Consider the following 19,983-nt stretch of genomic DNA (forward strand, 5'->3'; position numbering starts at 1 on the left):
TCGATTTTGATATAAGTTCTCAAGCAGCGTGGTTTTCAGGGAGGATGCCGTATGCGCATGGGCCGCCGGTTTTTCCCGGCAGTTCCCCCTGCCGCAGGAGGGACAGCGGTGCGATCAGAAGTATTCGTCGTCGCCGTAGAGCCCCAGAGCGATCTCGTCATCGATGGAATCGGCCTCCTTCCGCTCGATCGCTTCCTCCCGCCGCCGGTGAAGATCCCTGATGAGGGCACGGACGGCGGCGGGGTCGTCGCCCCCGAGTTCCGCGATCTCAAAGAGGGCCTCGCCGATGCGGTCAAGGTCGCTGAACTCATCTATATCGAGACGGAATCTGCCGGGGAACGGTTCTGTGATCCAGGCAAACCTCCCCGGGACCGAATAGATCATAAGGATCCGGTCTACCTCCCCGGCCATACGGGGATCTACCTCTATCGCCAGGGCTGCGGGCGAGATCTCGATCGTCTCGATATCGCCGGTTCCGAAGTCCTGCACGATTTGCAGTCTCATTTCGTTCCTCCCTTTCTGCGGCGCATACCCTGCTCCTGGAGGCAGAACCGGTCTTCATGGATAGTCTCCCGCAAGCCGGGGTATACCTTTCCCGGGTCTCTGCCCGTAGTCATGCGCATCGGTCACGCCGGCTATACCATTATAAACACATGGGGAATGGATACCCGTATGACCGAGAAGAGTCGTCCCCCGTTACCGCCGTTCACGTATGAAACGGCGGTGCAGAAAGTTCGTATGGCCGAGGACGCCTGGAATTCCCGTGACCCCGAAAGGGTTTCGCTCGCGTACAGCGTTGACAGCGTCTGGCGCAACAGAACGGAGTTCGTGAACGGTCGGGAGGCGATTGTCGAGTTCTTGCGACGGAAATGGGCAAAAGAACTCGATTATCGCCTGATAAAAGAGGTCTGGGCGTTTCACGAAGCGCGTATCGCCGTGCGGTTCGCGTATGAGTGGCACGACGACTCAGGGAACTGGTTCCGCTCCTACGGAAACGAGAACTGGGAGTTCGACGACGCCGGCCTTATGCGCCGTCGTTATGCGAGCATCAACGACCTCCCGATCAGCGAGGGAGAGCGGAAGTATCACTGGCCGCTCGGGCGGCGCCCCGACGATCATCCCGGGTAGTCCAACCTCGGGCTGTAGTCCTCCGGAACCCCATCCGCTGGAGGGAGCAGGGCGACTGTTCGGGCGGGTTCTCCTCCCCGACCTTCTCTCTGCTCCAGTAGACCGCTTGCCACACTCTTCGCGGCAGGGCCGGCGGTCGCTCCGGAGGAGGAGAGCGCCGCGGTCCCGGGCCGGACCTCACCGGCGTGAATACTCCTTGTGGGCCCTCTCGATCGTCACGATCTTCTCGATCTTGACGACGTTCTCCTCGTGCTCAATGATGTAAAAGACGGTGAAGGATCTGCCGATATGGAGGCGGTAGACTGCAGGGGGATGGGGATACTCAAGTTTTTCCTTGTTTCCTCCCGGAGACGGGTCATCCGCGAGGTCCTGGATTTTTTCAACGATGATGCGTCGGGTTTTTGGGGGGAGCCCCTTTAAGAACTCCCGTGCCTTCCTCTCGATCAGAATGGTGAACACGCTCTCCTGCTCTCCAGCCCCTCAATCGTCCCGCAGGATCTCGTCCGGATCGAAGGCTACGAACTCGCCGGCCTCCTCGATCTCGACAACCATCTTCCAGTCGCGATAGTCACGCTCGCGCCGGATCATCCGGCTGAGCAGCTCATCGTAGCTCTCTCCGGCTTCTTTGAGGTCGTGCAGATCCCTCCAGGTGGGTTCTTTCACGGGAATGCGCTTGATCTGGCTGCCGGTATCGCTTGTGGCAGAAGACATGCATCTCTGTGGATCGTTCTGGTATTTATTGATGTGCACATTTGCCATAATGAATAAATGTGCCCGAATGAGCACCCCGATAGAGCAGGTACTCTCACCGGACAGCGTCAACTGCTACCTCACAATGCGGTTTCATCTCGCAACGGCAGGCCTGATGTGCCGGGAGTACATCCTGTATGATATCAGACATTTATTGGGCATATCGGATATCCTCTACCCCTTGGGTATCCGACATCTGGCGTTGAAGAAATACTCCGGTTCATGGAGGACTGCAACGCCACGAGTTCACCGCACCCCCTCCCGGCCGTTTCCCTCCCGGACCAGCCGGGCGTAGTGCCCCTCACAGATCGTCGTCTGTGCCTCCCGCGAGCGGCAGACTGCTTTTGCCGTATTGCAGATATCACACCGGCCGGGCTCGACCTTTACCCGGAGAAACTCCCGGTGATCGAGAATCCCCGATAAAGGCTCTTGCAGCGCAGACCCTCGCCTTACATCCCTTTTCAGCGTGTTGCAGCCGGTGACGTCAATCAGATGACGATTAAATGACCTGGGATTGAAGTTTCCGTTCCGTAATGCCCATATCCCGGGATCAGTTTCGGCATTCGGGATCTCGCACACACCCGCACACTCACCCACCCCGGAACCGGTATCGGTGGCTGTGTGTATGTTCTGCTGTACTTCAGTACTGAGAGGGAGATGCCTCTCTCTATCTGTACAAATGTTGGCAGATCCGGCGCCGTTCCCGGCCGTCTGATCGTTGCAGCCGGTGCTGGAATCCTGCGGTAAATCTGCCGCAATGCCGCAACGTGCCGTGCCCCCGCTCCGCTCCGGAGAACATCCCGGGGAGAAGCCGTCAGCTCCTCCCCCCCGATCCCGCACGGCCGCACCGGTTGATCTCATCGGCCGCGACCCGCGGTATCAGGAAGAGCGGGATGACGCCGGCATGTCGCTCCTCGGTAGCTGCTCTTGGTGCCCTGGAGGGAGAAGAGTTATCGGCAGTCCCGTGTGAATCAATGTTGGCGCACGCTTCATCCCGTGGGCTGCCGCCTATTCTGTCTCTGCGTTGCATTCTGTTTCCTCGCTGTAGAACGTTATCAATCTGGCTTTACCACCGGCCCGGTTCCCCCGGGGAGGCTCTGCCGCCGGGTTGCGTGCTTTCTGGATCGTTTCTCTCATGCTGTTCCCCTGTGCGGGCGGGTCAACGCTACCGAAATGGACGGGGGTTGGTCAATTGGCCCCTGGCCGGTTCCCGCACATAAAAGAAGTCGATGAGGGGAGGTTATAAGGGAGAGCCGAGCCTGGTGAAAGTGTACCGTTACCCGATATGCAGTTTCAGCGCTTTCGAGGGGGGACAGGGTCTGTGTGCAGGGGGGTTCGGCGCGGAGATCCTCCCGCCCCTCAGAGCGGGAAGATCGTGTACTGGATGTACCAGATATACTCCACCACGGGTATCCAGAAGTGGTAGCCCTCCCAGCAGCTCGTGGCGAACCGGAAATCGACGACCGCGAGCCAGAATAACGTCTTCGCCGCCTCCCCGACCCCGTCGCCGTCGAGACCGGCGTACTTCAGGGGATGAACGCGGGCTGAACGTGAAGGGGGTGCGAAGGCAAAAACTACGGGATCCTGGCAGAACGTTGGGGCAGGAAGTTACTCCGCCTGCAGGATCCCGATGATCCCATCGATAACCGACGTGACGGTCTGGTCGTTGAGATGGCCGGCGCGATAAAGAATCAGGTCGACACTGGCCGAAAAGATCCGGTTTGGCCGGATGTTGCTTGGTTTGCGGAGTGTTCCCTCTGTAAACTCCATGTCGGTGATGCCGACGGCGTAGCGATCCTGGATCTGCTGGCTTGTGATCTGGCAGAGGATGACATCGTTCCCACCAGGTGCCGCGACAACAAGAGCCGGGCGCCGCTTCACCGTCGACAGATCCGAGAAGGGAAACGGTACAACGACAACATCGCCCTTTACAAATCGCTCCAAGCCTCTTCCTCCTCGGGTCGGAGCCAGTCTTTCCGGAGCGCGGGCTCGCTCGCGAGGGCGGTGTCCGGGGCAGCCTTCCGGCGCCGGGACTTGAGGTACCGGATGAAATCAAGCACCTCACCGTATGTCCGGGGCGGGAGGTCGTTCAATTCACTGATGATCTCCTCTTTTACTCGGGTCATGGCAACCTCACCTCTGCGGTATATGATCCTCTGGTGCTTTTATCTACATATCTCTGTCTGAAGAGGGGTTGTTTACCGGGGCATAGATTCGCCCCGGCACTGAGAAAAAATTGAGTGGGGGACTGCCATTCCCCTCTCCACGCCAGGGCGGGGACGGCGTCCGCCGAAGGCGCTTGCACTGCTGGCCGGACGGTGTCGTCCTCGCTGGGCGAGATCCGGATACTTCGAGTTTGAAATGGAACCCTGTCTCTTCAGGTAGTTATGGCAGGCGGTGTTTTCCGTACGTTTATCGGCGAGCGAGAAGAGCATCAGCACCGGGACGGCATATGCGAGGAGGCGGGGGGAGGCACGGCGGGCGAGAACGGGGGCATACAGCGCCGCGGCCCCGGCGAGGAAGGCGTAGGTGAGGGTTGTGACGAGCGTGACCCACCGCCATTGTATCACTGAGGTCGTCACAAAATCCCTCAGCCGGGAGGGGGACGCCCCCTCCCGGTTCCTCCCCCGAGTTGCGATACCCAGTGGGAAGCCGTATCAGCAATTCGGCGCTGTATAATGCCAATCTCTTCGGAAATCTGCGTAAGAGTGCTCTACACCAGGCAGATCTTCGATCGCTGAGCATTTTTGGGACGACTTCACTGATAATGCGGGATGCAATAGAGTAGTCTGATCGTCGATGCCCAGCCGCCCGCGAGCGGTAGATCGCCCTCCTCCAGTCAGAGGGGTTGCACCGGCCGGGCTCGACCCTTACCTGCTCGAACTCGCGGTGATCGAGCACGCCGGCCGCTACGAGAGCCAGCCGGGGGATGCGCCCTGAGTGTTTTCTCCCGGGCGCTTGCTTATTCCGATGGCGGGGCCTCGATTGTCTGGATCCCGGCACGGGTTCGAGGGCATGAGCATCAGGGGTATCTCACAGGTTATCATAGGCATTCTTTCGATGATCGAGATCGACCGCCATAATAACAAGTTGCCGGTGCTCAAACGCCAGGATCACCCGGTACACCCCTACGCGCAGGGAGAATAGCGGTGAGTTCGTCAGGCGCTTCACCTGCAGGTGAGGAGATTCTTCTTCAGCCAGCAGTTCAAGCGCTCTGATTATCCTGGCGGCAGCCTCCTTTGGGAGGTGCTTTAATTTGCGCCGGGCTCTTTTCGAGTAGATGAGCGAGTATCTCACTCGATCCCCAACTCTCGCTTCAACTCCTCGTGCGTCACAAACTCGCCCCGCCTGATCTCGTCGAGCGATGCCTGGATGTCGGCGATCGTCTCAGGGCTCAGGGGCTCGGGGTCTTCGCTCTGGTCCAGCAGCCGGCGAACTATGGTCCGGTATGGCTCTCTGGGGTATCGGCGCAGGCGGTTCAGCCGATCCCGGTCGGATCTGGTGATCTCGATCGTGGTTGTCTCCTCGGGCATAATGAGTTATGGATTGCTATAAGATATAAAAGCGTGGCTATGGGTGGGGAGGATTCTATGCCTGCGGCGGGTTATACGGCCCGGAGGAGAAAAGGGGGCTGGTTGCTCCATCACTCCGGCCGTCAGAGGGAGAACAACACTGCGACCAGGGTTGCGGTCACGAGCAGGGTCAGGATGAGGAACGCAACGACGCCGAAGACCCAGGCTATCAGGAACAGGAGCATATGGAGGGCACTCGTCTCCCGGTAAGGGATCTCCCCCGCATTCATCCGTTTTGCCGTTGTATATGCGTCGTAGACGCCATAGATCGCCACGGCCAGGCCGGGGATGATGAAGAACGCACCGCCGACAACAGCTCCAGCGAGGAAAAGAAATCCCCGGTTGACATCCCCGTTGTATACCTGCCCCATACCGGTAAAGAGGAGGCCGCAGAGCGCTGCAAGGCCGGGGCTCTTTTCGGTGCTCCCCCTGAGCCGGACCCCGCACCCCGGGCAGATCTCGGCGTTCGGGCTGATGAGTTTGTTTCCACACTCCGGACAGAAGTTTGACACTATTACCACCTGACGATATCAATGCGGGGATTTTTTGTCAGAGCAATGATATATTTTATGATTTAACCGTGCAGCGTGATAGAGAATGCTCGTTGTAAAACGGCAGGTTCAGATAGAAGATGTCGGTCCTGGTCGGGTGGGCGGTGCTCTCCCGGCGGGTGTGGGGCCGGGGGTCCTTCCTGCACTGGCCGGGGTTCTATCGGCACGGGGAGTACCCCTGCCAGCCGGTGCGATATGAGCAAGGTTTTTATATCAAAACTGGCGATTATCCCCTCTATGGCGTGTAAGGACCGGGACGGCGGGGTCTCGGAGGTGGTGAGCGCCCTTCTCATGGTGGCGGTCGTGGTGGCCCTTGCAGCGATTGCGGGATCGATGGTCTTCGGGATAGGACTCCCCGAGGAGTCCAAGACCCTTGTGGTGACGGCGACGCGGTCGGGGGACGTGATCACGTTCACGAACCACGGCGGGATGAATATGGATAAGGTAGCGGAGATCCGCTGCTGGATCGGCGGGGTGGGCCAGGGGAACAAGGATATCGAGCTTGAGACCTGGGCCGGGGCGACGAAGACGTATACCTCGAAGGAGGCGGTCAGGGCTATCGTCGTCGGGACGTTTGCTGACGGTGAGTTGTGGATAGTGCTGGATAAGACGGTCTAACGTATCGAGCGATCGTTATCTGCGGGCAGGGCCTTTTTTCGGGCGCGAGGCAGCGGTTGTGGGGACGGAGACGGGGGCTCTCGCGTTGGCGCGAAGGGGACAGGAGAGGGGAGCAAGGCAGTGCTCCAGGGTAGAACTGAATCTGACTGGATCACGTTGAGCGATAACCTGTTCTCATAGCAAAAACTCATGCAGTGAGGGTGTTTTCGTCACTGGATGTTTCGGAGAGCATTACCGGATATCTTACCCGGGGCAGGACGCCTGACGACTATATGGAGCATATCCGTGATGCCGCAGGTCTTCACCGCAACCTGTAGACGTGCTGGCGGTGATCAATTGCTATCAGGTACACTGCTCTTTCTCTTTCGTCGGGAAGAAATATCAGTCGATAACGCTTTGCAATCCTGGTTGCTTTCTTCCCGTGTAATGCACCCGAAAGCCAACCGCCCGTATTGAGGGGGTCCTGTTTCAGGCGTTGAAGTTTTTTTCCGAGTTCGATTATTACTTCTTTGTTGCCTTTGACCTTTGAGAGGCTCTCGACAAATGTATCGGTCCTCCGGATCGTCCATTCCATCAGGACAGCTCGCCGAGCAGGTCGTCTATTGAAGATATCTCCCGATATCGTCTGGCTGCGATGTCTTCTTCGCTCATTCGTATCTGCGCCATAGTTTCGGGATTGCTGAGAATCTCAACGGTATCAAGAAGGGCGTCAAGATCTTCCCGCCTGACCATAGTCTCCTGTATCTTTTTGATTTCAAGATAGAGGTCATCGATGGTGACAGCCGGTGTCATGAGTAGTACTAACCGTCTGTTCAAATAAAAGTATTCTGGAGGTGGTGGGCGCCCTTCTCATTTCGCGGGAAGGAACGGTTGCGGGGACGGTGACGTGGTCTTGCGCGGAGCAACCTGGGGATTCGGGGTTGACCGGGGTATTCGTTTGCACAGTTACACCGGTTTACACACCTTTGCACCTTGGTTTACACCTCGGAAAACTGCAGGTTGCAGGCTGTTCCCGGATCGGGAGGGTCTCCTCCCGAATAGTTTGTATGTTTGCACCACTGCGGATTTCACAGAGACCGGGAGTGGGGGTCACTCGCTCCTGCACGCAGACTCTCCGTTCCCGGTAAATGGTGTAAATTACCATTCTGATCTGTACATATCTCTCCGATAGAAGAATCACCGCCACTCCAGCCAGTATCCTCGTTTGCACGTTCCCCGGAATTCCGGTGCAAACCTGGTGCAAAGGTGTAAACATGCGGGTCGTTGCCCCTATCGTCGGGGTCGTCCTCCAGCCGGATCGCGAGTTCTGCCGCCCGCTCCCGGCAGCGCCCGGCGTCGAACCGGAAGTGGAGTTCATGCCGGCGGACGGTCGTCCCGGCGGAGTCGCCGATGACCGTCGAGTCCACCCCACTGACGGCAGGGCACTTCTCCTGGAGGCGAGAGCAGATGAGGAGCCGCCGGGTCTTCCAGTAGGGGAGTCCCGTTGCCGCCTCGTTGATCCGGTCTCGCGGCCGTCGGGATCTCATCCTTCAGAGCGGGAAGACCGTGTACTGGATGTACCAGACGTACTCCACCACCGGTATCCAGAAGTGGTAGCCCTCCCAGCAACTGGTGGCGAACCGGAAGTCGACGACCGCGAGCCAGACGAGCGAGAAGAGCATCAGCACCGGGACCACGTAGGCGAGGAGGCGGGGGGAGGCGCGGCGGGCGAGGACGGCGGCATACAGCGCCGCGGCCCCGGCGAGGAAGACGGAGGTGAGGGTCGTGACGAGCGCGACCTGCTCGCCGGGGTTGTTGCCGGCGACGACCTGGAGGATGATGAATATGAGCGGGAGGTCGATGACTGCGAGCCAGAAGAGCGTCCGGAGCGCCTCCCCGCACCCTGTCGCCGTCGAGGCCGGCGTGTTTTAAGGCATAGACCCCGATGACGAGCATGGGGAGATAGGCCGGGGAGAGGTAGCGCATGTCGGGGCCGGCGGGGTGGTGGCGGTGATCGTGCGGGTGCTCGGCGGAGGCCATGATCCCATTACAAAATGGAGGAAAAAGGGTATTTTGCGTATCTAAGGCATAACGTTTGTCCAAATGTGTTCAGGACAGGCATTATGATCCTAATATGATCCCATTATGATCCCATTGATCCTATTGCGATCCTTCTATGATCTCTTGCTATCCATCTCTGCATACATCAGCGAGTAGCGCACGCCTGGCCCGGTTGTTCCCTCTTTGCGAAGAATGCCGCTTTGAACCATCGCCTTAAGATCCCGTGTTGCGGTCGCCTTCTTCGCGTTGTTGAGTTTTTGGTACTCCTGGTTTGAAATGGAACCCTGTCTCTTCAGGTAGTTTACGGCAGCGATCTGCCGCTCATTCAGCCCGAGTGAATCAAACCGCTCTCCGGTGTACGGATCGTTCCGGAGGACGAGGCTGAACCCAAGGGACGTGTAATCAAACTCCGGTGGAGGATATCCTGCATGGTCGAACTCGGCTTGAATTCTTTCTAGACCGGTACCGAACTTTTCCATATATCCCGCTTTTGCAAAGACATCCGCGATCTTCGGGTTTCGATGGTATGGGTAATGCTGCGAGAGGATCTTTTCGAGTGTAACGTCTGCAGGGAAGCAGGCAGGGTTCAGAAACTGAATGCGATCGTCGTATATCCGTACGATACTCGGGGTTCTGCTATTGAAATAGTCCCGGTGGATGAGCATATTCAGAAGTGCTTCGCGGAGCGCGGCCTTCGGATACTCGGGAATCTCCTTTCTCCTGAAAGAGTCGACAATTGCGTTGCTGGACGGGTCGTAGATGACCGCTTGCGATGTAAGAAGATACTTTTCTGCAAGTTCCAGAAGCTGGAAGAGATTCCCGGAAAGGTCTTTTGGGTTGATGAGTACGGTTTCACTATTTATTCGGGTGATCTTGAGCCCTGTATTTTTGAAACGGGATTGAGGATTCTTTCCGAAGAGAATGCATGCAGCATGGGTGATATTTCCATCCGGGGTGATCAGGCCAAGGCGTCTGAGGATGGATTCTTTGTCTTTTATGTCGGGTATCCCGGTACCTACAGCACGGCCCCTGATAAGATCCATGAAGTCCCGTACTGTCTCATCGTCAATATCGTCGAGGGTACAACCGCCCACGAGATCCTCCCAGTTGGAGTCTTCCAGAAACTTTCTCCTGAGTTCGTCAGGATCGATCTCCCGGACGGTATCGCCGACCCGGGTGTAATCACTCCCCTGTAGGAGATCGGCTTTTTCTGGGGGCTTACCGTGATGATGAGGATCGTCCTGCCGTCCGCGGGTATCTCATCGATGACCGGGTGTATGCCGAGGCCGTCGCTGATCCGGTTTGCGAGTTCAGACAGTCTCTCTCCCCTGCAGCCAAAGCCTGTCACTCTGCGGGTTTTGTCGTTGACACCAAGTATGACGAATCCGCCCTCGGTATTCGAGAAGGCGGAGAGCAGTTTAAAGAACGATTCCGATACTGTCTCTTTGAAGTCAAGGTATCTCCCCTCGTGCAGTGACAGGAACTCCTCGAGGGAGGTGTATGGATACTGTCCTGGATAGTCCGGTTCGGCAACTTCCATCACCTCATCGGGCAGATGCTGGTCGCAGAAGAGGGGTTTGACGGAAGGTTCCTCATTCGGGATCATGTATTGGATAATTGTGTTAGCCAGAAGGAAGATAAAGTTTGACCACCTGGCTGGCCCGGGAGTGAGGCGAACGACTTTCCCATCCCCAAAGTTTTAGCCCGGTTGCCTCCCTGGAACGCCTGATACGATGACAGGGCCTGATAGATAATGGACATTTATCGGACATTTATCGGACATATCGGACATCTTCCGTTTTGAGGTGTCCGACATCTGCCACCTGAGATTGAGAGGATCGGTGTTTCGTGGGGGTTGAAACGCCACGGATTCGCCGCAGCCTCGCGGTGCTCTAACTCCTTCCCCTGCGGGGAAGTCGTTCCCCGCACCCCCTCCCTCGCATTATTCGAGGGGGGGAGGCCACACCCGGTCGACGTAGCCATTGAGGGGCCGCCTGAAACTTGCCGGGCGGTGAACGTCTCCTGCCCCATCCGGGCGCTGGCGGCGGGCGCCGCCGTCTCGTTCTTCGTCGGGCCGCTCTCCTCATCAGAGCGGGAAGATGGTGTACTGGATGTACCAGATGTACTCCACCACGGGTATCCAGAAGTGGTAGCCCTCCCAGCCTCTGATGATGCCGAACCGGAAGTCGACGACGAGTTCCCAGGCGAGCCCGCAGAACATCAGCACCGGGATCGTGTAGGCGAGGAGGCGGGGGGAGGCGCGGCGGGCGAGGACGGCGATATAGAGCACCGCTGCCCCGATGAGGAAGAGATAGGTGAGGGTTGTGACGAGCGTGACCTGCCCGGCGGGGTTGTTGCCGGCGATGACCTGGAGGACGACGAAGATGAGCGGGAGGTCGATGACCGCGAGCCAGAAGAGTGTCCGGAGGGCTTCACGGACCCCGTCGCCGTCGAGACCGGCGTGTTTTAAGGCATAGACAGACCCCGATGACGAGCAGGGGGAGGTAAGCCGGCGAGAGGTAGCGCATGTCGGGGACGATGCCGGGGCTTGCCGACATGCCGGGGAGGGAGCGGGCGTAGGCGAGGACCACGAGGGCGGCGGCGAGGGCGAAGAAGGCGAGGAGCCGGGCGTCCCGGGAGGGGATCCCGGTCGGTCTGCGGCGGATAAGGGCGTAGCCAGTCGCCGCGGCGAGGAGGGGGGGTCGTTGTCGGGCTGAAGGTCCGCGTTCTGACCCCGGCTATGGTCCGGGTGGCGGAAGCCCTGTACGGTACACCGAAAATTCGCAAACTGTTTTGGGCGAACTTGTGATGACCGCCGACTTGCGGGCGGGCAGCCCCGGGATGGGAGAACACGCCTGCCCCTCCAACCCTGCGAGCAGGCGCCCGCTCACGGGTTCCTGAAGGGTGTGCCTGGTGCCATGCAAAACCTCATATGGGATTGGGTAAGATGTATCTTACGAGGATCTATGGATATCGGTATCACCAGGCTGAGTTCAAAGGGGCAGATTGTCATTCCGGCATTCATGCGGAGGGGGTTTCCTGAGGGTACACAACTGCTCATCGTCAGGGAGGGGGACCGCTTTATTGTAAAACCGCTTGATGAACTGGAGCCGGAGCTGAAAGAGGATATTCTCTTTGCAGAAAGGACAGAGCGGGCGCTCCAGGAGTTTAAAGAGGGCAAATTTGTCAAGAAGGACCATGCCGATTTCGTTCGTGATCTTGAATCATGGTGACTGTTGCCTACGGCGCGTCCTTTGAGAGAACGATCAGGAAGATCCGTGACGGCAGAATAAAGGACCGGGTGAAACAACAGATCCTTAAGATCATCAACGATCCGGTGATCGGAAAACCGATGAGATATGGCAGAAAGCAGACGAGGGAGGTATATATCCCTCCATTCCGGTTGTCATACTGCTATGATGAGCGAAGGGATCTCCTGATCTTTCTCGATCTCTACCATAAGGACGAGCAGTAACGGATAGCAACGCTCTGTAAGACCATGTGTTTTTCGCGTTCAGGAACTATTATCCCATTTCTGCAATAACCCCGGCCGTTCGCGGCGCATCGAGCCACCTCCGTCCAGGGGCTCTGGTGCGGCGGCGGAGTCTGGCTCGTCCGATCTTTGCGATTAACGACGCGTGCCCCGCCAGGGTGTGATGGGCCGAAGGGCCGGAGCGCGAGCACCGCGAGGCTGCGAGGGCAGGCGGAGTTCGAGAAAACCCGGAGGGTTTTCGAGTGACGACGCTCCGGCAGGAACGGCTGTCCGCAGGATGCGATGGGCCGAAGGGCCCTGGCCGCTCCACTCTTAGAACGGGAAGATCGCATACTGGATGTACCAGATGTACTGCACCACGGGTATCCAGAAGTGGTAGCCCTCCCGGCAGCTGGTGGCGAATCGGAAGTCGACGACGAGTTCCCAGGCGAGGGGGAAGAGCATCACCACCGGGACCGTGTAGGCAAGGAGGCGGGGGGAGGCGCGGCGGGCGAGGAGCGACTGGCCGCAGGGTGCGATGGGCTGAAGGGCCGGAGCTGGAGAAACCCGAAGGGTTTCGGGTCAGGAGCGTGAGCACCGTTAGGTGCGAAGACGGCAACGTAGAGCACCGCAACACCGGCGAGGAAGAGATAAGTGAGGGTCGTGATGAACGCCGGAAGAGTCTTCACCAACCATTGTAAATATGACCAGCACTTACAGTATTGTCATGGTTGCAACCAAGCGGATACCGGTCTCAGAAGGTGTATGGGAGGACATCTCCGATCTCAAGCGCCCGGGACAGACGTTCGATGATCTCCTCTCCCACATGGTGGAACTGGAGAAGAAGCGCCGGTTCATCGAGGATATGGATCGTATCGAGGCGGAGGGGGATTTCGTGGAGCTGAATTTTGACGTTCCGGATACTGATTAACCGCAAGGTCCTTGAGAGTATCCGGAGTTTCCGCCCGAAGAGCCGGCAGATCGTCATGGAGAAACTGAAGATGCTTCAAGAAGATCCGTTCCCCGGTGGCGGAAGCGATAAGGAACGTCTGTATGTTCAGGGACGGGAAGACACCTATCGCCTTCATATAAGCCATACCTTCACGGCATTCTATCGCATCCATGAGGCAGAGCAGGAGGTTCATGTTATCGCCGTGATGCCGATCGAGCGAGCGCACAAGTGGTATGGGCGTTTCTAACTCCAGGGGTCAACTGTTAACCCTATCGTGCAATTATTCAGCCCGACGGTGATGTTGTAAAACCGCGTGAACCACCCCCGGCTTTGCGCAGGGGGTCTTTTTGCTCTGCCGTTCGCACCTCCGGTGCTCAAACTCCACCCCCGCAAAGGCACGACGGAGAAGCGGGGAGCGCATCACTCCTCACTTCCCGTCTCTCCCTCGTAATCGTCGCATTCATCCTCAGCGCCCTCGGTCTCCAGGATGTACCCCGCGACGGCGAGGATGAGCGGCACCCCGACGGGACGGCAAACCCCGTCGGGCCGTGGAGGGTGGGGCCGTACCCTGGGTTGCGACGAACCTGCAAACGTCAACTTCCTGCCCTTCAGAGCGGGAAGATCGCATACTGGATGTACCAGATGTACTGCACCACGGGTATCCAGAAGTGGTAGCCCTCCCAGCAACTGGTGGCGAACCGGAAGTCGACAATGACTTCCCAGGCGAGCGGGAAGAGCATCAGCACCGGGACGGCATAGGCGAGGAGGCGGGGGGAAGCGCGTTTTGCGAGCACGGCAATGTAGAGCACCGCGGCTCCGGCGAGGAAGAGGTAGGTGAGGGTCGTGATGAACGTGACCTGCCCGGCGGGGTTGTTGCCGGCGATGACCTGGAGGATGATGAATATGAGCGGGAGGTCGACGACTGCGAGCCAGAAGAGGACCTTGAGCGCCTCCCCGACCCCGTCGCCGTCGAGACCGGCGTGCTTCAGGGCGTAGACCCCGATGACGAGCAGGGGGAGGTAAGCCGGCGAGAGGTAGCGCATGTCGGGGACGATCCCGGGGCTTGCTGACATCCCCGGGAGGGAGCGGGCGTAGGCGAGCACCACAAGGGCGGCGGCGAGGGCGAAGAAGGCAAGGAACCGGGCGTCCCGGGAGGGGATCCCGGTCGATCTGTGGCGGATGAGGGCGTAGCCGGCCGCTCCGGCGAGGAGGAGGGCGAAGAACGAGAGCGGCGAGACCTGGAAGAACGCGGCGGAGCCGTCGCGGACCGGGTCGAAGAAGGCGCCGTAGAGGCCGGAGAGGAGGTCGCCGGGCGGGGGGGTGTAGTGCCCGATCAGAGTGCTCCAGAGGCTCTCCGACCCGGAGGGGAGTGCTTTCCCCCCGGCTGCGGCGTAGCCCGCCACCCAGGGGAGGACGAGCGGGTGGCCGGAGAGTCCCCAGTTGTTCACGATGAGCGGGAGGGCGCCGAGCGGGACCCCGGCAGCGGCGAGGACGGTTTTGCCGACCTCTCGCCGCCCTTTTCCTGCCGCGACGGCGATCCCGAAGAGGAAGAACCCGGCGGCGAGCGCCGGCCCGAGCTCCGGCCGCGCCCATGCTGTCCACCCGACGGCGACGAACGACGCAAAGAGGTAGAGAGGGTTCTCCCGGGAGAGGTAGAGGGTGAAGCAGTAGAGCGCGACGACGAAGAGGAGGGCGACGAGCGCGTGGTCCTTCGCGTTCCCGGACCAGAAGAGGTACGAGGAGCAGCAGACCGTCGCGGCGAGCCCGAAGACCCCCCAGCGGTCGGACCCGAGGACTTCGCGGAAGATGAGGAACGCGACGACCGCGAGGAGGGCGAAGACGACGCTGTTCGTGAAGACAATCGCGGCGACCTCGGGGTAGACGCCCACGTCATAGGGCTGCACCCCCCGCACGAACCAGAACGGCCGGTAGAGCGCCGCGTTGAGGATGAAGAGCACGCCCCAGGATATGATCCCGGCCCAGGTCCAGGGGATCCCCCGGAAGCGGGCGTATCGAGGATACCAGAACTCGACCATGAGGAGCACGGCGAGGAGGAGGGCGGACCAGAGGAGGAGCACGGCGAAGCGGAAGTCATCGCCGAAGAGCGAGAAGAGGTGGTAGGCGGGGAGCGAGGCGACCGGGAGGGCGAGGGTGTAGCAGAGGGTGTCGTGGTGGGAGGCGGCGTAGCCGGCGCTGCCGTAGGGAGTGTAGCCGAAGAGGAGGTCGTTCCCGGTGACGAGGTGGTTCAACTGGTCGGCGGTGATCCACTCGTCGGTGATGTAGAGGATGGGATAACCGATGGTGAGGGAGAGAAGACAGCAGAGGAACGTGATGAGTAGCGCTTTCTTCAAAAAAAGATGGTTGTTCATGGGGAGTGCTTACACGTAAGTGTCGAGCACGACGTGTTCGGAACCATCTTTGAAGTAACCGGTGACCACGACATGATCTTGTTTAGGAGACCCTCCCGAAAGGCTAATCGAGACACCTATGGGAAAATCTTTCTTCTCCGCTGACCGCACATCAGAGAGTGTGTTTTTTGTTGCAGCTGTTTCGCTATTATCTGAGTAGATATATGTCACTACCTGGCTCCCACCATTTTCCGTTACAGTAGCCTTCAAGTACTCCAGTGTGGCTGCATCAGCACCGCCATGATAGGTCAGGACGACATTATCGCCATTCTGCCCGGCCGTAACCGCAACCGTCTTCGTCGTCCCGATGTTCGATCCCATCCCAAACACAAACGCCGCGATCACCGCGGCGAGGATCACCGTGATCGCGACCATGAGGATGACCCCGATCACCGGTGATACTGCGTCTTCATTCTCTCTGAAGTTCATCTTACATACACCTCTCTGTTCTCATGGCCCCGATGGGGCTACGAATTAACGAAACTAGGTCCTTTGTCAAGATATATAAAGATGTCGTAGATATTCTTTCCCGAACGATTTAATATCATCACCCGCGCCTGCGTGAAAGAATCTTTCGTGCTATAAATGAGTTGTTGAAACAAAAAACCGGGTCAGGATCGGCGTTTCAGGAAAAACACGGGCTCGCCACGCCCGGCATATACGTCAGGGACGCGCCGGGTTTTGGGGAGTGCGGAGCGGGATTCTCCCGGAGGCGCGGCCGGGCACCGCAAGGCCCCGGACGGGAGTCGCAACTCCCCATACAACCGGGCTGCAGGCGCGATGGTTCGCCGGGAGCGGAGCGTGAGCACCGCCGGGTGCGAGTCATGGGGCGGGAGGAGCGGGCGGCCCCCGGGTATGCCGGCGGAGACGTTCGCACCCGGGCTGAGGAAGACGATCGAGAACGCCGCATAACCCCCGTCCCGCACGCAGAAGATTCTGAGTCGCCCCATCTCCCCGTACACAGAGGTTCTTTCATGACATCGGAGGCTATTGTACGGCCGACTCGCCTTCGGCCGCACTCTCCGCATGGCGTGCAACGATCACGCTCTCCCGCGTCACCCCTCGCCGGCCCCGGACAACCGGCCGCCGTTTGCAACATCTAAATCCGGTTGCAAAGGGGTGCAAAGACATTTCGCGCTCGAACTCTGTGCTACGTCGATATATTTCCAATTCCTCGATAAATCAGAATCTTCGATATTTTCGTTCGCAACAGATCCGGAACCGCCTCCCCTCACGGGAGTTCCCCGGAGAACGGGGGAAGATCGGTTTTCACCGACCGTCCAGGGTGCAGCAGCGCCTCCATCCGGGCGCAGCCGGCAACCCAGGAGAGGTCGCGCTCGCTGTGCATCCGGTCGGCCTGAAACGACCACGGGCCGGCCCGGGGCTGCCGCGGGTTTTATAATCGGTCAGGAGCGTGCGGGTCATCACCCTCGCCCCCGGACGCCGCTCCCTCTCGCGCGAGGGTTATCGTCCAGTGCGCTGCTCTACCGCACCCATGTATCCACACTTTATCCGCACCCGGAGCAGGAGCGGCGCCTGTTCTGTCGAAACTCTGTGATACTATCCACACCCGGCATCATGTCCCCGTGCCCATCCGCTCGCCCGGGCGATCCGGTCGCCTGCAGCAGCATCCGGACCGTGAACTGCTCCCAGCCCATCCGGGCGATGGTCTGGAGCGCCGCCGCCGTTCCCGGTCATCTTCGAGTCCCGCTCGCCGCCCCGGTTGATCGCGGAATAAAAGCGGACCGCCGCATCGAAGTCCTGGCGGGTTCGCCTCGATCCGGACCTCGCCGCCCATCTCCTCCCGTTCCCGCTGCAGGAACCGGAGCGCCGCGTGGCACTTGATCAGGTCAAAGAGCATCGCGGGGTTCCTGCAGTTCGCGGTGTTCGAGAACCCTATCCGCCGGGCGAAGGGGATGCGGACGGAGATCCGGTGCTGCTTCAGGAGCGCCCGGGCGTACCCCCGATGCGACCTTCTGTACAACAGTGCAAAATCCGATCCGTATCCTCTCTGGTTGTACTATTCATTGAGAATCAGTGCATTCGACGAAGTCCCCGGGCGGCGGTTGCAACTTCCCGTACAACCGGTTGCGGCCATCGCCGGCCGGGCCCCCCCGGGCCCGCAGGGCCGCCTTCCTACCGGCGGATGCTGCCCCGGGTGCAGGAACCGGAAGGTGTTCGCCCTTGATCGTGAGGATGACCCCGAGCCGGCAGGCGGGCGTTCCGGGGAACCCGGCCTGGTTACCGACGTGCGGGCAGGGGTTCCCCCGGAGCCCGGCCGGCATCATCCTGATGGAAGTATTCCGGGCCGAGATTCGATCAGTATTATCACCCTGAAGGGTAATATCACACAGTATCGGTGAGAGCATGAGGGTATTCACGGCCGTGCTGTATAAGGAAGAAGACGTTTACGTAGCCGAGTGTCCGGAAGTCGGCACCGTCAGTCAGGGCAAGACCGTAGAAGAAGCAGTAGCAAACCTCAAGGAAGCAACGGAGTTGTACCTGGAAGAATTTCCACTGGAAGACGGACGAAGGCCGATCATCACGATGTTTGAGGTGGCCGTGGGTGCCGGGACTTAAACCGGTCTCAGGCGAGACCGTGATAAAAATCCTCACGAAAGAATACAGATTCGCCGTAAGCGGACAATCCGGGAGTCATGTGCGGCTCTCGAAACAGACCCCGCAGGGGAAAGTGGGAACGGTTGTCCCGCTCCATAGGGAGTTAACGATCGGTACTCTTCGGGGCATCCTGCGGTTGGCGAAGATCGAACCTGAGGATTTTGCCCGATATCTGTAAAGCAATCCATAATCTCTCTTTTTGACTGTCGCACTTCGTATGGGGGGCTTCCGGCGGTGCCCAACCATCCGCCAGGGTCTCGCCCCCCCTGCCACACCCCGGGCGGCGGTTGCAACTTCCCGTACAACCGGTTGCGGCCATCGCCAGCCGGGCACCCCCGGCCCGCAGGGCCGCCTTCCTACCGGTGGATGCTGCTCCGGTGTCCTACTTCAAGTACAAGAATCAGAAGGTGTTCATCCTCGATCGTGAGGATGACCCGGTACTGGCCTACCCTGAGCCGGTAGACCGGCGTTCCGGGGAACCCGCCCAGGTTACGGACATGCTGGTAGGGATTCTCCCGGATTCCGGCGACGGACCGGATGACCTGGCGGGCCGCCTCGGCGGGAAGACTGCGGAGGTCCCGCCGGGCCCGGGCGGTGTAGGTGACCGTGCAGGTCATTCCTCCACACCAAACTCCTTTCGGATCTCATCCTCAGAGTAGAGCCGGCCTGATCGGATGTCCTCCATTGCTTCCTCGATGCCCCGGATGGCCTCCTCCGAGAGGGGCTCGTCGTCAACGGCCATATCGATCAGGTGGCCGATAACATCGTTGTACGACTCCTTCGGATGCCGTTTCAGGCCCTCCAGGCGGCTCTTGTTCTCCGGCGTGATCCAGACAGTAGTGGCGGACATGTCAATGCCTATAGGCCATTATAGGGTGTCAACTACCCCCACCTATCGGAGGGGGCTTGCTGCCGTGGCCCCTTGCGGGGCACAGGGCTGCAATTTCATCGGTGCGAATAAGGACGACTTTTGAACCGTCACCCTTCGCACAGATTAAAGTGCAACCTTGCGGTCTCCAGACCCCGGTGGCAAGCCCCCTCCGTTAGGGGGGATAGTTGACGTGAGACTGTATTGCCATCTGTATCTGTTAACTCACGTGAAGCCGCGAAGACCGATGTTCCTGAGATTCGACTACCTTTGTGAGAACGAAACGGCCCGCGAGAATGTGGGGAACCGATGAGAGGCAACGGGAGTTTCGGAGCATCCGGCTGTCGGTCGGGGAGGCCATGCCCACTCGATCCGGTTAAACTCGATGGATGTCGAAAAGTATATGGCATGAGCGATTATACGATGATATAACCTGAACCCGGACTCGGCGTGAGATCGGTAGGTGCAACGCAAGGATCGATGCTTGCTGCAGGGGTTGTGTCATGATGCGACGGACGGTAGATTTCGAGGAGAGGTACGGGGTCAGCATCAACAGGCTGAAATCCACCGAGGAAGTGGATGCCTGCGTCGAGAAGAAGGCCGGGGTGAGACTGAGAGTGGTGGCGGCCTCAACCGATATGACGGATAGAGCCGGGAACGTTCTCAGTATAAAGAGTTATGATGTCGACGGGCTTCTCGATAGGGCCCTCAGATAACATTTTTGACAGGATTGTATGCCGCAGACAGATATCGCTGAGGTTGTAATATTCACTTTTCAAGTTCCCTATTAGGCCCAGGAGTCCACCCCATGATTGTTCAATTTGAGGCAGCCTGTCAACTACCCCCCTAACGGAGGGGGCTTGCAGCTGGGGCCCCTTGCGAGGCACAGGGCTGCACTTTAATCTGTGCGAAGGGTGACGGTTCATAGGTTGTCCTTATTCGCACGGGCCGGTTGACGCGGCCCCTACCGATTATCCGTGGCACCACGGAATCACCGGCTACCTT

The 19,983-nt window shown here is 59.2% G+C and carries 38 protein-coding genes; 12 read left to right on the plus strand and 26 right to left on the minus strand.

Annotation, left to right across the window (positions count from 1 at the left end; translation table 11 throughout):
* Positions 1-114: 114 nt before the first annotated feature.
* The gene (locus BP846_RS11990) at positions 115-504 is read right to left on the minus strand and encodes a hypothetical protein (RefSeq protein WP_292395706.1); all 390 of its coding nucleotides are present in this window, start codon (positions 502-504) and stop codon (positions 115-117) included.
* Between the two features lie 168 nt (positions 505-672).
* Here BP846_RS11990 and BP846_RS11995 point away from each other — a divergent pair, with 168 nt between their 5' ends.
* A complete protein-coding gene (locus BP846_RS11995; protein WP_292395708.1) occupies positions 673-1,128 on the plus strand; it encodes a nuclear transport factor 2 family protein in 456 nt (151 codons plus the stop codon).
* Positions 1,129-1,305: 177 nt separating this feature from the next.
* Here the strand turns inward: BP846_RS11995 and BP846_RS12000 are convergent, their stop codons facing one another.
* The 6 genes from BP846_RS12000 to BP846_RS12025 form a co-directional block, all read right to left on the minus strand.
* The gene (locus BP846_RS12000) at positions 1,306-1,587 is read right to left on the minus strand and encodes a type II toxin-antitoxin system RelE family toxin (protein WP_292395710.1); all 282 of its coding nucleotides are present in this window, start codon (positions 1,585-1,587) and stop codon (positions 1,306-1,308) included.
* 21 nt (positions 1,588-1,608) lie between these two features.
* Positions 1,609-1,839: a hypothetical protein gene (locus BP846_RS12005; protein WP_248536129.1), complete on the minus strand. Its 231-nt coding sequence runs from the start codon at positions 1,837-1,839 to the stop codon at positions 1,609-1,611.
* A gap of 853 nt (positions 1,840-2,692) precedes the next feature.
* Positions 2,693-2,908, minus strand: a complete 216-nt coding sequence (locus tag BP846_RS12010) for a hypothetical protein (RefSeq protein WP_292395713.1) — start codon at positions 2,906-2,908, stop codon at positions 2,693-2,695.
* 578 nt (positions 2,909-3,486) lie between these two features.
* Positions 3,487-3,822 (minus strand): type II toxin-antitoxin system PemK/MazF family toxin, encoded by a 336-nt coding sequence (locus tag BP846_RS12015; protein ID WP_292395715.1) that lies wholly within the window; start codon positions 3,820-3,822, stop codon positions 3,487-3,489.
* Positions 3,807-4,004: a hypothetical protein gene (locus BP846_RS12020; protein WP_062263067.1), complete on the minus strand. Its 198-nt coding sequence runs from the start codon at positions 4,002-4,004 to the stop codon at positions 3,807-3,809. Before BP846_RS12020 ends, BP846_RS12015 begins: the two co-directional genes overlap by 16 nt.
* A 72-nt stretch (positions 4,005-4,076) precedes the next feature.
* On the minus strand, positions 4,077-4,460 hold the full coding sequence (locus tag BP846_RS12025) for a hypothetical protein (protein WP_292395719.1): 384 nt from the start codon (positions 4,458-4,460) through the stop codon (positions 4,077-4,079).
* A 217-nt stretch (positions 4,461-4,677) separates the two neighbouring features.
* Between BP846_RS12025 and BP846_RS12030 the strand changes: the two genes are divergently transcribed.
* On the plus strand, positions 4,678-4,818 hold the full coding sequence (locus BP846_RS12030; protein WP_292395721.1) for a hypothetical protein: 141 nt from the start codon (positions 4,678-4,680) through the stop codon (positions 4,816-4,818).
* A 93-nt stretch (positions 4,819-4,911) separates the two neighbouring features.
* Here the strand turns inward: BP846_RS12030 and BP846_RS12035 are convergent, their stop codons facing one another.
* From BP846_RS12035 to BP846_RS12045, 3 genes are all read right to left on the minus strand, one after another.
* Positions 4,912-5,175 (minus strand): type II toxin-antitoxin system RelE family toxin, encoded by a 264-nt coding sequence (locus BP846_RS12035; RefSeq protein ID WP_292395724.1) that lies wholly within the window; start codon positions 5,173-5,175, stop codon positions 4,912-4,914.
* Positions 5,172-5,411 carry a hypothetical protein gene (locus BP846_RS12040; RefSeq protein ID WP_292395727.1) on the minus strand — a complete coding sequence of 80 codons (240 nt, stop codon included), beginning with the start codon at positions 5,409-5,411 and terminating at the stop codon, positions 5,172-5,174. Before BP846_RS12040 ends, BP846_RS12035 begins: the two co-directional genes overlap by 4 nt.
* Positions 5,412-5,533: 122 nt before the next feature.
* A complete protein-coding gene (locus tag BP846_RS12045; RefSeq protein WP_292395730.1) occupies positions 5,534-5,962 on the minus strand; it encodes a zinc ribbon domain-containing protein in 429 nt (142 codons plus the stop codon).
* Between the two features lie 276 nt (positions 5,963-6,238).
* Here BP846_RS12045 and BP846_RS12050 point away from each other — a divergent pair, with 276 nt between their 5' ends.
* Positions 6,239-6,619, plus strand: a complete 381-nt coding sequence (locus tag BP846_RS12050; protein WP_292395733.1) for a type IV pilin — start codon at positions 6,239-6,241, stop codon at positions 6,617-6,619.
* 301 nt (positions 6,620-6,920) lie between these two features.
* Here the strand turns inward: BP846_RS12050 and BP846_RS12055 are convergent, their stop codons facing one another.
* The 4 genes from BP846_RS12055 to BP846_RS12070 form a co-directional block, all read right to left on the minus strand.
* Entirely contained in the window at positions 6,921-7,193 is a 273-nt protein-coding gene (locus BP846_RS12055) for a type II toxin-antitoxin system RelE family toxin (RefSeq protein ID WP_292385548.1), read from the minus strand.
* Positions 7,193-7,411, minus strand: a complete 219-nt coding sequence (locus BP846_RS12060) for a hypothetical protein (protein ID WP_292385550.1) — start codon at positions 7,409-7,411, stop codon at positions 7,193-7,195. The genes BP846_RS12055 and BP846_RS12060 overlap by 1 nt, the downstream gene beginning before the upstream one ends.
* Before the next feature lie 275 nt (positions 7,412-7,686).
* Positions 7,687-8,145 carry a hypothetical protein gene (locus BP846_RS12065; protein WP_292395735.1) on the minus strand — a complete coding sequence of 153 codons (459 nt, stop codon included), beginning with the start codon at positions 8,143-8,145 and terminating at the stop codon, positions 7,687-7,689.
* A 3-nt stretch (positions 8,146-8,148) separates the two neighbouring features.
* Positions 8,149-8,280, minus strand: coding sequence for a hypothetical protein (locus BP846_RS12070; protein ID WP_292395738.1), 132 nt, complete (start codon positions 8,278-8,280; stop codon positions 8,149-8,151).
* 94 nt (positions 8,281-8,374) lie between these two features.
* Between BP846_RS12070 and BP846_RS12075 the strand changes: the two genes are divergently transcribed.
* Positions 8,375-8,530, plus strand: coding sequence for a hypothetical protein (locus BP846_RS12075; protein WP_292395741.1), 156 nt, complete (start codon positions 8,375-8,377; stop codon positions 8,528-8,530).
* Positions 8,531-8,772: 242 nt separating this feature from the next.
* Here BP846_RS12075 and BP846_RS12080 read toward each other — a convergent pair whose 3' ends face one another.
* The 3 genes from BP846_RS12080 to BP846_RS12090 all read right to left on the minus strand — a co-directional run bounded on the left by BP846_RS12080 (position 8,773) and on the right by BP846_RS12090 (position 10,949).
* Positions 8,773-9,702, minus strand: coding sequence for an ATP-binding protein (locus tag BP846_RS12080; protein WP_292395744.1), 930 nt, complete (start codon positions 9,700-9,702; stop codon positions 8,773-8,775).
* Positions 9,675-10,265 carry a helix-turn-helix domain-containing protein gene (locus tag BP846_RS12085; protein ID WP_292395747.1) on the minus strand — a complete coding sequence of 197 codons (591 nt, stop codon included), beginning with the start codon at positions 10,263-10,265 and terminating at the stop codon, positions 9,675-9,677. Before BP846_RS12085 ends, BP846_RS12080 begins: the two co-directional genes overlap by 28 nt.
* A 480-nt stretch (positions 10,266-10,745) precedes the next feature.
* Positions 10,746-10,949 (minus strand): hypothetical protein, encoded by a 204-nt coding sequence (locus BP846_RS12090; RefSeq protein ID WP_292395750.1) that lies wholly within the window; start codon positions 10,947-10,949, stop codon positions 10,746-10,748.
* Between the two features lie 25 nt (positions 10,950-10,974).
* Between BP846_RS12090 and BP846_RS12095 the strand changes: the two genes are divergently transcribed.
* The 3 genes from BP846_RS12095 to BP846_RS12105 all read left to right on the plus strand — a co-directional run bounded on the left by BP846_RS12095 (position 10,975) and on the right by BP846_RS12105 (position 12,134).
* Positions 10,975-11,136 (plus strand): hypothetical protein, encoded by a 162-nt coding sequence (locus BP846_RS12095; RefSeq protein ID WP_292395753.1) that lies wholly within the window; start codon positions 10,975-10,977, stop codon positions 11,134-11,136.
* Positions 11,137-11,625: 489 nt separating this feature from the next.
* Entirely contained in the window at positions 11,626-11,892 is a 267-nt protein-coding gene (locus BP846_RS12100) for an AbrB/MazE/SpoVT family DNA-binding domain-containing protein (protein WP_074370364.1), read from the plus strand.
* Positions 11,886-12,134: a type II toxin-antitoxin system RelE family toxin gene (locus BP846_RS12105; RefSeq protein ID WP_292395758.1), complete on the plus strand. Its 249-nt coding sequence runs from the start codon at positions 11,886-11,888 to the stop codon at positions 12,132-12,134. The genes BP846_RS12100 and BP846_RS12105 overlap by 7 nt, the downstream gene beginning before the upstream one ends.
* A gap of 330 nt (positions 12,135-12,464) precedes the next feature.
* Here BP846_RS12105 and BP846_RS12110 read toward each other — a convergent pair whose 3' ends face one another.
* Positions 12,465-12,596, minus strand: coding sequence for a hypothetical protein (locus tag BP846_RS12110; protein WP_292395761.1), 132 nt, complete (start codon positions 12,594-12,596; stop codon positions 12,465-12,467).
* Positions 12,597-12,858: 262 nt separating this feature from the next.
* On the opposite strand from BP846_RS12110, the gene BP846_RS12115 reads away from it, so the two are divergent.
* Both BP846_RS12115 and BP846_RS12120 read left to right on the plus strand, forming a co-directional pair.
* Complete coding sequence (locus tag BP846_RS12115; RefSeq protein ID WP_292395763.1) at positions 12,859-13,062, plus strand: hypothetical protein; 204 nt, start codon at positions 12,859-12,861, stop codon at positions 13,060-13,062.
* Positions 13,040-13,330, plus strand: coding sequence for a type II toxin-antitoxin system RelE/ParE family toxin (locus BP846_RS12120; RefSeq protein WP_292395765.1), 291 nt, complete (start codon positions 13,040-13,042; stop codon positions 13,328-13,330). The genes BP846_RS12115 and BP846_RS12120 overlap by 23 nt, the downstream gene beginning before the upstream one ends.
* Positions 13,331-13,503: 173 nt before the next feature.
* Here BP846_RS12120 and BP846_RS12125 read toward each other — a convergent pair whose 3' ends face one another.
* The 6 genes from BP846_RS12125 to BP846_RS12150 form a co-directional block, all read right to left on the minus strand.
* On the minus strand, positions 13,504-13,680 hold the full coding sequence (locus BP846_RS12125) for a hypothetical protein (protein WP_292395769.1): 177 nt from the start codon (positions 13,678-13,680) through the stop codon (positions 13,504-13,506).
* 11 nt (positions 13,681-13,691) lie between these two features.
* On the minus strand, positions 13,692-15,434 hold the full coding sequence (locus BP846_RS12130) for a hypothetical protein (protein ID WP_292395772.1): 1,743 nt from the start codon (positions 15,432-15,434) through the stop codon (positions 13,692-13,694).
* Between the two features lie 27 nt (positions 15,435-15,461).
* Entirely contained in the window at positions 15,462-15,920 is a 459-nt protein-coding gene (locus BP846_RS12135; protein WP_292395774.1) for a type IV pilin N-terminal domain-containing protein, read from the minus strand.
* 182 nt (positions 15,921-16,102) lie between these two features.
* Positions 16,103-16,441 (minus strand): hypothetical protein, encoded by a 339-nt coding sequence (locus BP846_RS12140; RefSeq protein ID WP_292395777.1) that lies wholly within the window; start codon positions 16,439-16,441, stop codon positions 16,103-16,105.
* 626 nt (positions 16,442-17,067) lie between these two features.
* Positions 17,068-17,475 carry a hypothetical protein gene (locus BP846_RS12145; protein WP_292395780.1) on the minus strand — a complete coding sequence of 136 codons (408 nt, stop codon included), beginning with the start codon at positions 17,473-17,475 and terminating at the stop codon, positions 17,068-17,070.
* A 40-nt stretch (positions 17,476-17,515) separates the two neighbouring features.
* Positions 17,516-17,779, minus strand: a complete 264-nt coding sequence (locus BP846_RS12150; protein WP_292395783.1) for a hypothetical protein — start codon at positions 17,777-17,779, stop codon at positions 17,516-17,518.
* 79 nt (positions 17,780-17,858) lie between these two features.
* On the opposite strand from BP846_RS12150, the gene BP846_RS12155 reads away from it, so the two are divergent.
* Positions 17,859-18,071 carry a type II toxin-antitoxin system HicB family antitoxin gene (locus BP846_RS12155; protein ID WP_292395786.1) on the plus strand — a complete coding sequence of 71 codons (213 nt, stop codon included), beginning with the start codon at positions 17,859-17,861 and terminating at the stop codon, positions 18,069-18,071.
* 19 nt (positions 18,072-18,090) lie between these two features.
* A complete protein-coding gene (locus BP846_RS12160) occupies positions 18,091-18,288 on the plus strand; it encodes a type II toxin-antitoxin system HicA family toxin (RefSeq protein WP_292395798.1) in 198 nt (65 codons plus the stop codon).
* 178 nt (positions 18,289-18,466) lie between these two features.
* Here the strand turns inward: BP846_RS12160 and BP846_RS12165 are convergent, their stop codons facing one another.
* Positions 18,467-18,727, minus strand: a complete 261-nt coding sequence (locus BP846_RS12165) for a type II toxin-antitoxin system RelE family toxin (RefSeq protein WP_292395788.1) — start codon at positions 18,725-18,727, stop codon at positions 18,467-18,469.
* Entirely contained in the window at positions 18,724-18,960 is a 237-nt protein-coding gene (locus BP846_RS12170; RefSeq protein ID WP_292395791.1) for a DUF7557 family protein, read from the minus strand. Before BP846_RS12170 ends, BP846_RS12165 begins: the two co-directional genes overlap by 4 nt.
* Before the next feature lie 521 nt (positions 18,961-19,481).
* Between BP846_RS12170 and BP846_RS12175 the strand changes: the two genes are divergently transcribed.
* Positions 19,482-19,694 (plus strand): hypothetical protein, encoded by a 213-nt coding sequence (locus BP846_RS12175; protein ID WP_292395794.1) that lies wholly within the window; start codon positions 19,482-19,484, stop codon positions 19,692-19,694.
* Positions 19,695-19,983 lie beyond the last annotated feature (289 nt).

Source organism: Methanoculleus sp. UBA303 (genome assembly GCA_002501655.1).
Classification (GTDB): domain Archaea; phylum Halobacteriota; class Methanomicrobia; order Methanomicrobiales; family Methanoculleaceae; genus Methanoculleus.

Coding starts and splice junctions, on each gene's coding strand:
- BP846_RS11990 (WP_292395706.1), bottom strand. CDS start 504: ATGAGACTGCAAATCGTGCAGGACTTCGGAACCGGCGATATCGAGACG.
- BP846_RS11995 (WP_292395708.1), top strand. CDS start 673: ATGACCGAGAAGAGTCGTCCCCCGTTACCGCCGTTCACGTATGAAACG.
- BP846_RS12005 (WP_248536129.1), bottom strand. CDS start 1,839: ATGTCTTCTGCCACAAGCGATACCGGCAGCCAGATCAAGCGCATTCCC.
- BP846_RS12010 (WP_292395713.1), bottom strand. CDS start 2,908: ATGCAACGCAGAGACAGAATAGGCGGCAGCCCACGGGATGAAGCGTGC.
- BP846_RS12020 (WP_062263067.1), bottom strand. CDS start 4,004: ATGACCCGAGTAAAAGAGGAGATCATCAGTGAATTGAACGACCTCCCG.
- BP846_RS12030 (WP_292395721.1), top strand. CDS start 4,678: ATGCCCAGCCGCCCGCGAGCGGTAGATCGCCCTCCTCCAGTCAGAGGG.
- BP846_RS12040 (WP_292395727.1), bottom strand. CDS start 5,411: ATGCCCGAGGAGACAACCACGATCGAGATCACCAGATCCGACCGGGAT.
- BP846_RS12050 (WP_292395733.1), top strand. CDS start 6,239: ATGGCGTGTAAGGACCGGGACGGCGGGGTCTCGGAGGTGGTGAGCGCC.
- BP846_RS12055 (WP_292385548.1), bottom strand. CDS start 7,193: ATGGAATGGACGATCCGGAGGACCGATACATTTGTCGAGAGCCTCTCA.
- BP846_RS12060 (WP_292385550.1), bottom strand. CDS start 7,411: ATGACACCGGCTGTCACCATCGATGACCTCTATCTTGAAATCAAAAAG.
- BP846_RS12065 (WP_292395735.1), bottom strand. CDS start 8,145: ATGAGATCCCGACGGCCGCGAGACCGGATCAACGAGGCGGCAACGGGA.
- BP846_RS12070 (WP_292395738.1), bottom strand. CDS start 8,280: ATGCTCTTCTCGCTCGTCTGGCTCGCGGTCGTCGACTTCCGGTTCGCC.
- BP846_RS12080 (WP_292395744.1), bottom strand. CDS start 9,702: ATGGATCTTATCAGGGGCCGTGCTGTAGGTACCGGGATACCCGACATA.
- BP846_RS12085 (WP_292395747.1), bottom strand. CDS start 10,265: ATGATCCCGAATGAGGAACCTTCCGTCAAACCCCTCTTCTGCGACCAG.
- BP846_RS12100 (WP_074370364.1), top strand. CDS start 11,626: ATGGATATCGGTATCACCAGGCTGAGTTCAAAGGGGCAGATTGTCATT.
- BP846_RS12105 (WP_292395758.1), top strand. CDS start 11,886: ATGGTGACTGTTGCCTACGGCGCGTCCTTTGAGAGAACGATCAGGAAG.
- BP846_RS12110 (WP_292395761.1), bottom strand. CDS start 12,596: ATGCTCTTCCCCCTCGCCTGGGAACTCGTCGTCGACTTCCGATTCGCC.
- BP846_RS12115 (WP_292395763.1), top strand. CDS start 12,859: ATGGTTGCAACCAAGCGGATACCGGTCTCAGAAGGTGTATGGGAGGAC.
- BP846_RS12135 (WP_292395774.1), bottom strand. CDS start 15,920: ATGAACTTCAGAGAGAATGAAGACGCAGTATCACCGGTGATCGGGGTC.
- BP846_RS12140 (WP_292395777.1), bottom strand. CDS start 16,441: ATGGGGCGACTCAGAATCTTCTGCGTGCGGGACGGGGGTTATGCGGCG.
- BP846_RS12150 (WP_292395783.1), bottom strand. CDS start 17,779: ATGATGCCGGCCGGGCTCCGGGGGAACCCCTGCCCGCACGTCGGTAAC.
- BP846_RS12155 (WP_292395786.1), top strand. CDS start 17,859: ATGAGGGTATTCACGGCCGTGCTGTATAAGGAAGAAGACGTTTACGTA.
- BP846_RS12165 (WP_292395788.1), bottom strand. CDS start 18,727: ATGACCTGCACGGTCACCTACACCGCCCGGGCCCGGCGGGACCTCCGC.
- BP846_RS12170 (WP_292395791.1), bottom strand. CDS start 18,960: ATGTCCGCCACTACTGTCTGGATCACGCCGGAGAACAAGAGCCGCCTG.
- BP846_RS12175 (WP_292395794.1), top strand. CDS start 19,482: ATGATGCGACGGACGGTAGATTTCGAGGAGAGGTACGGGGTCAGCATC.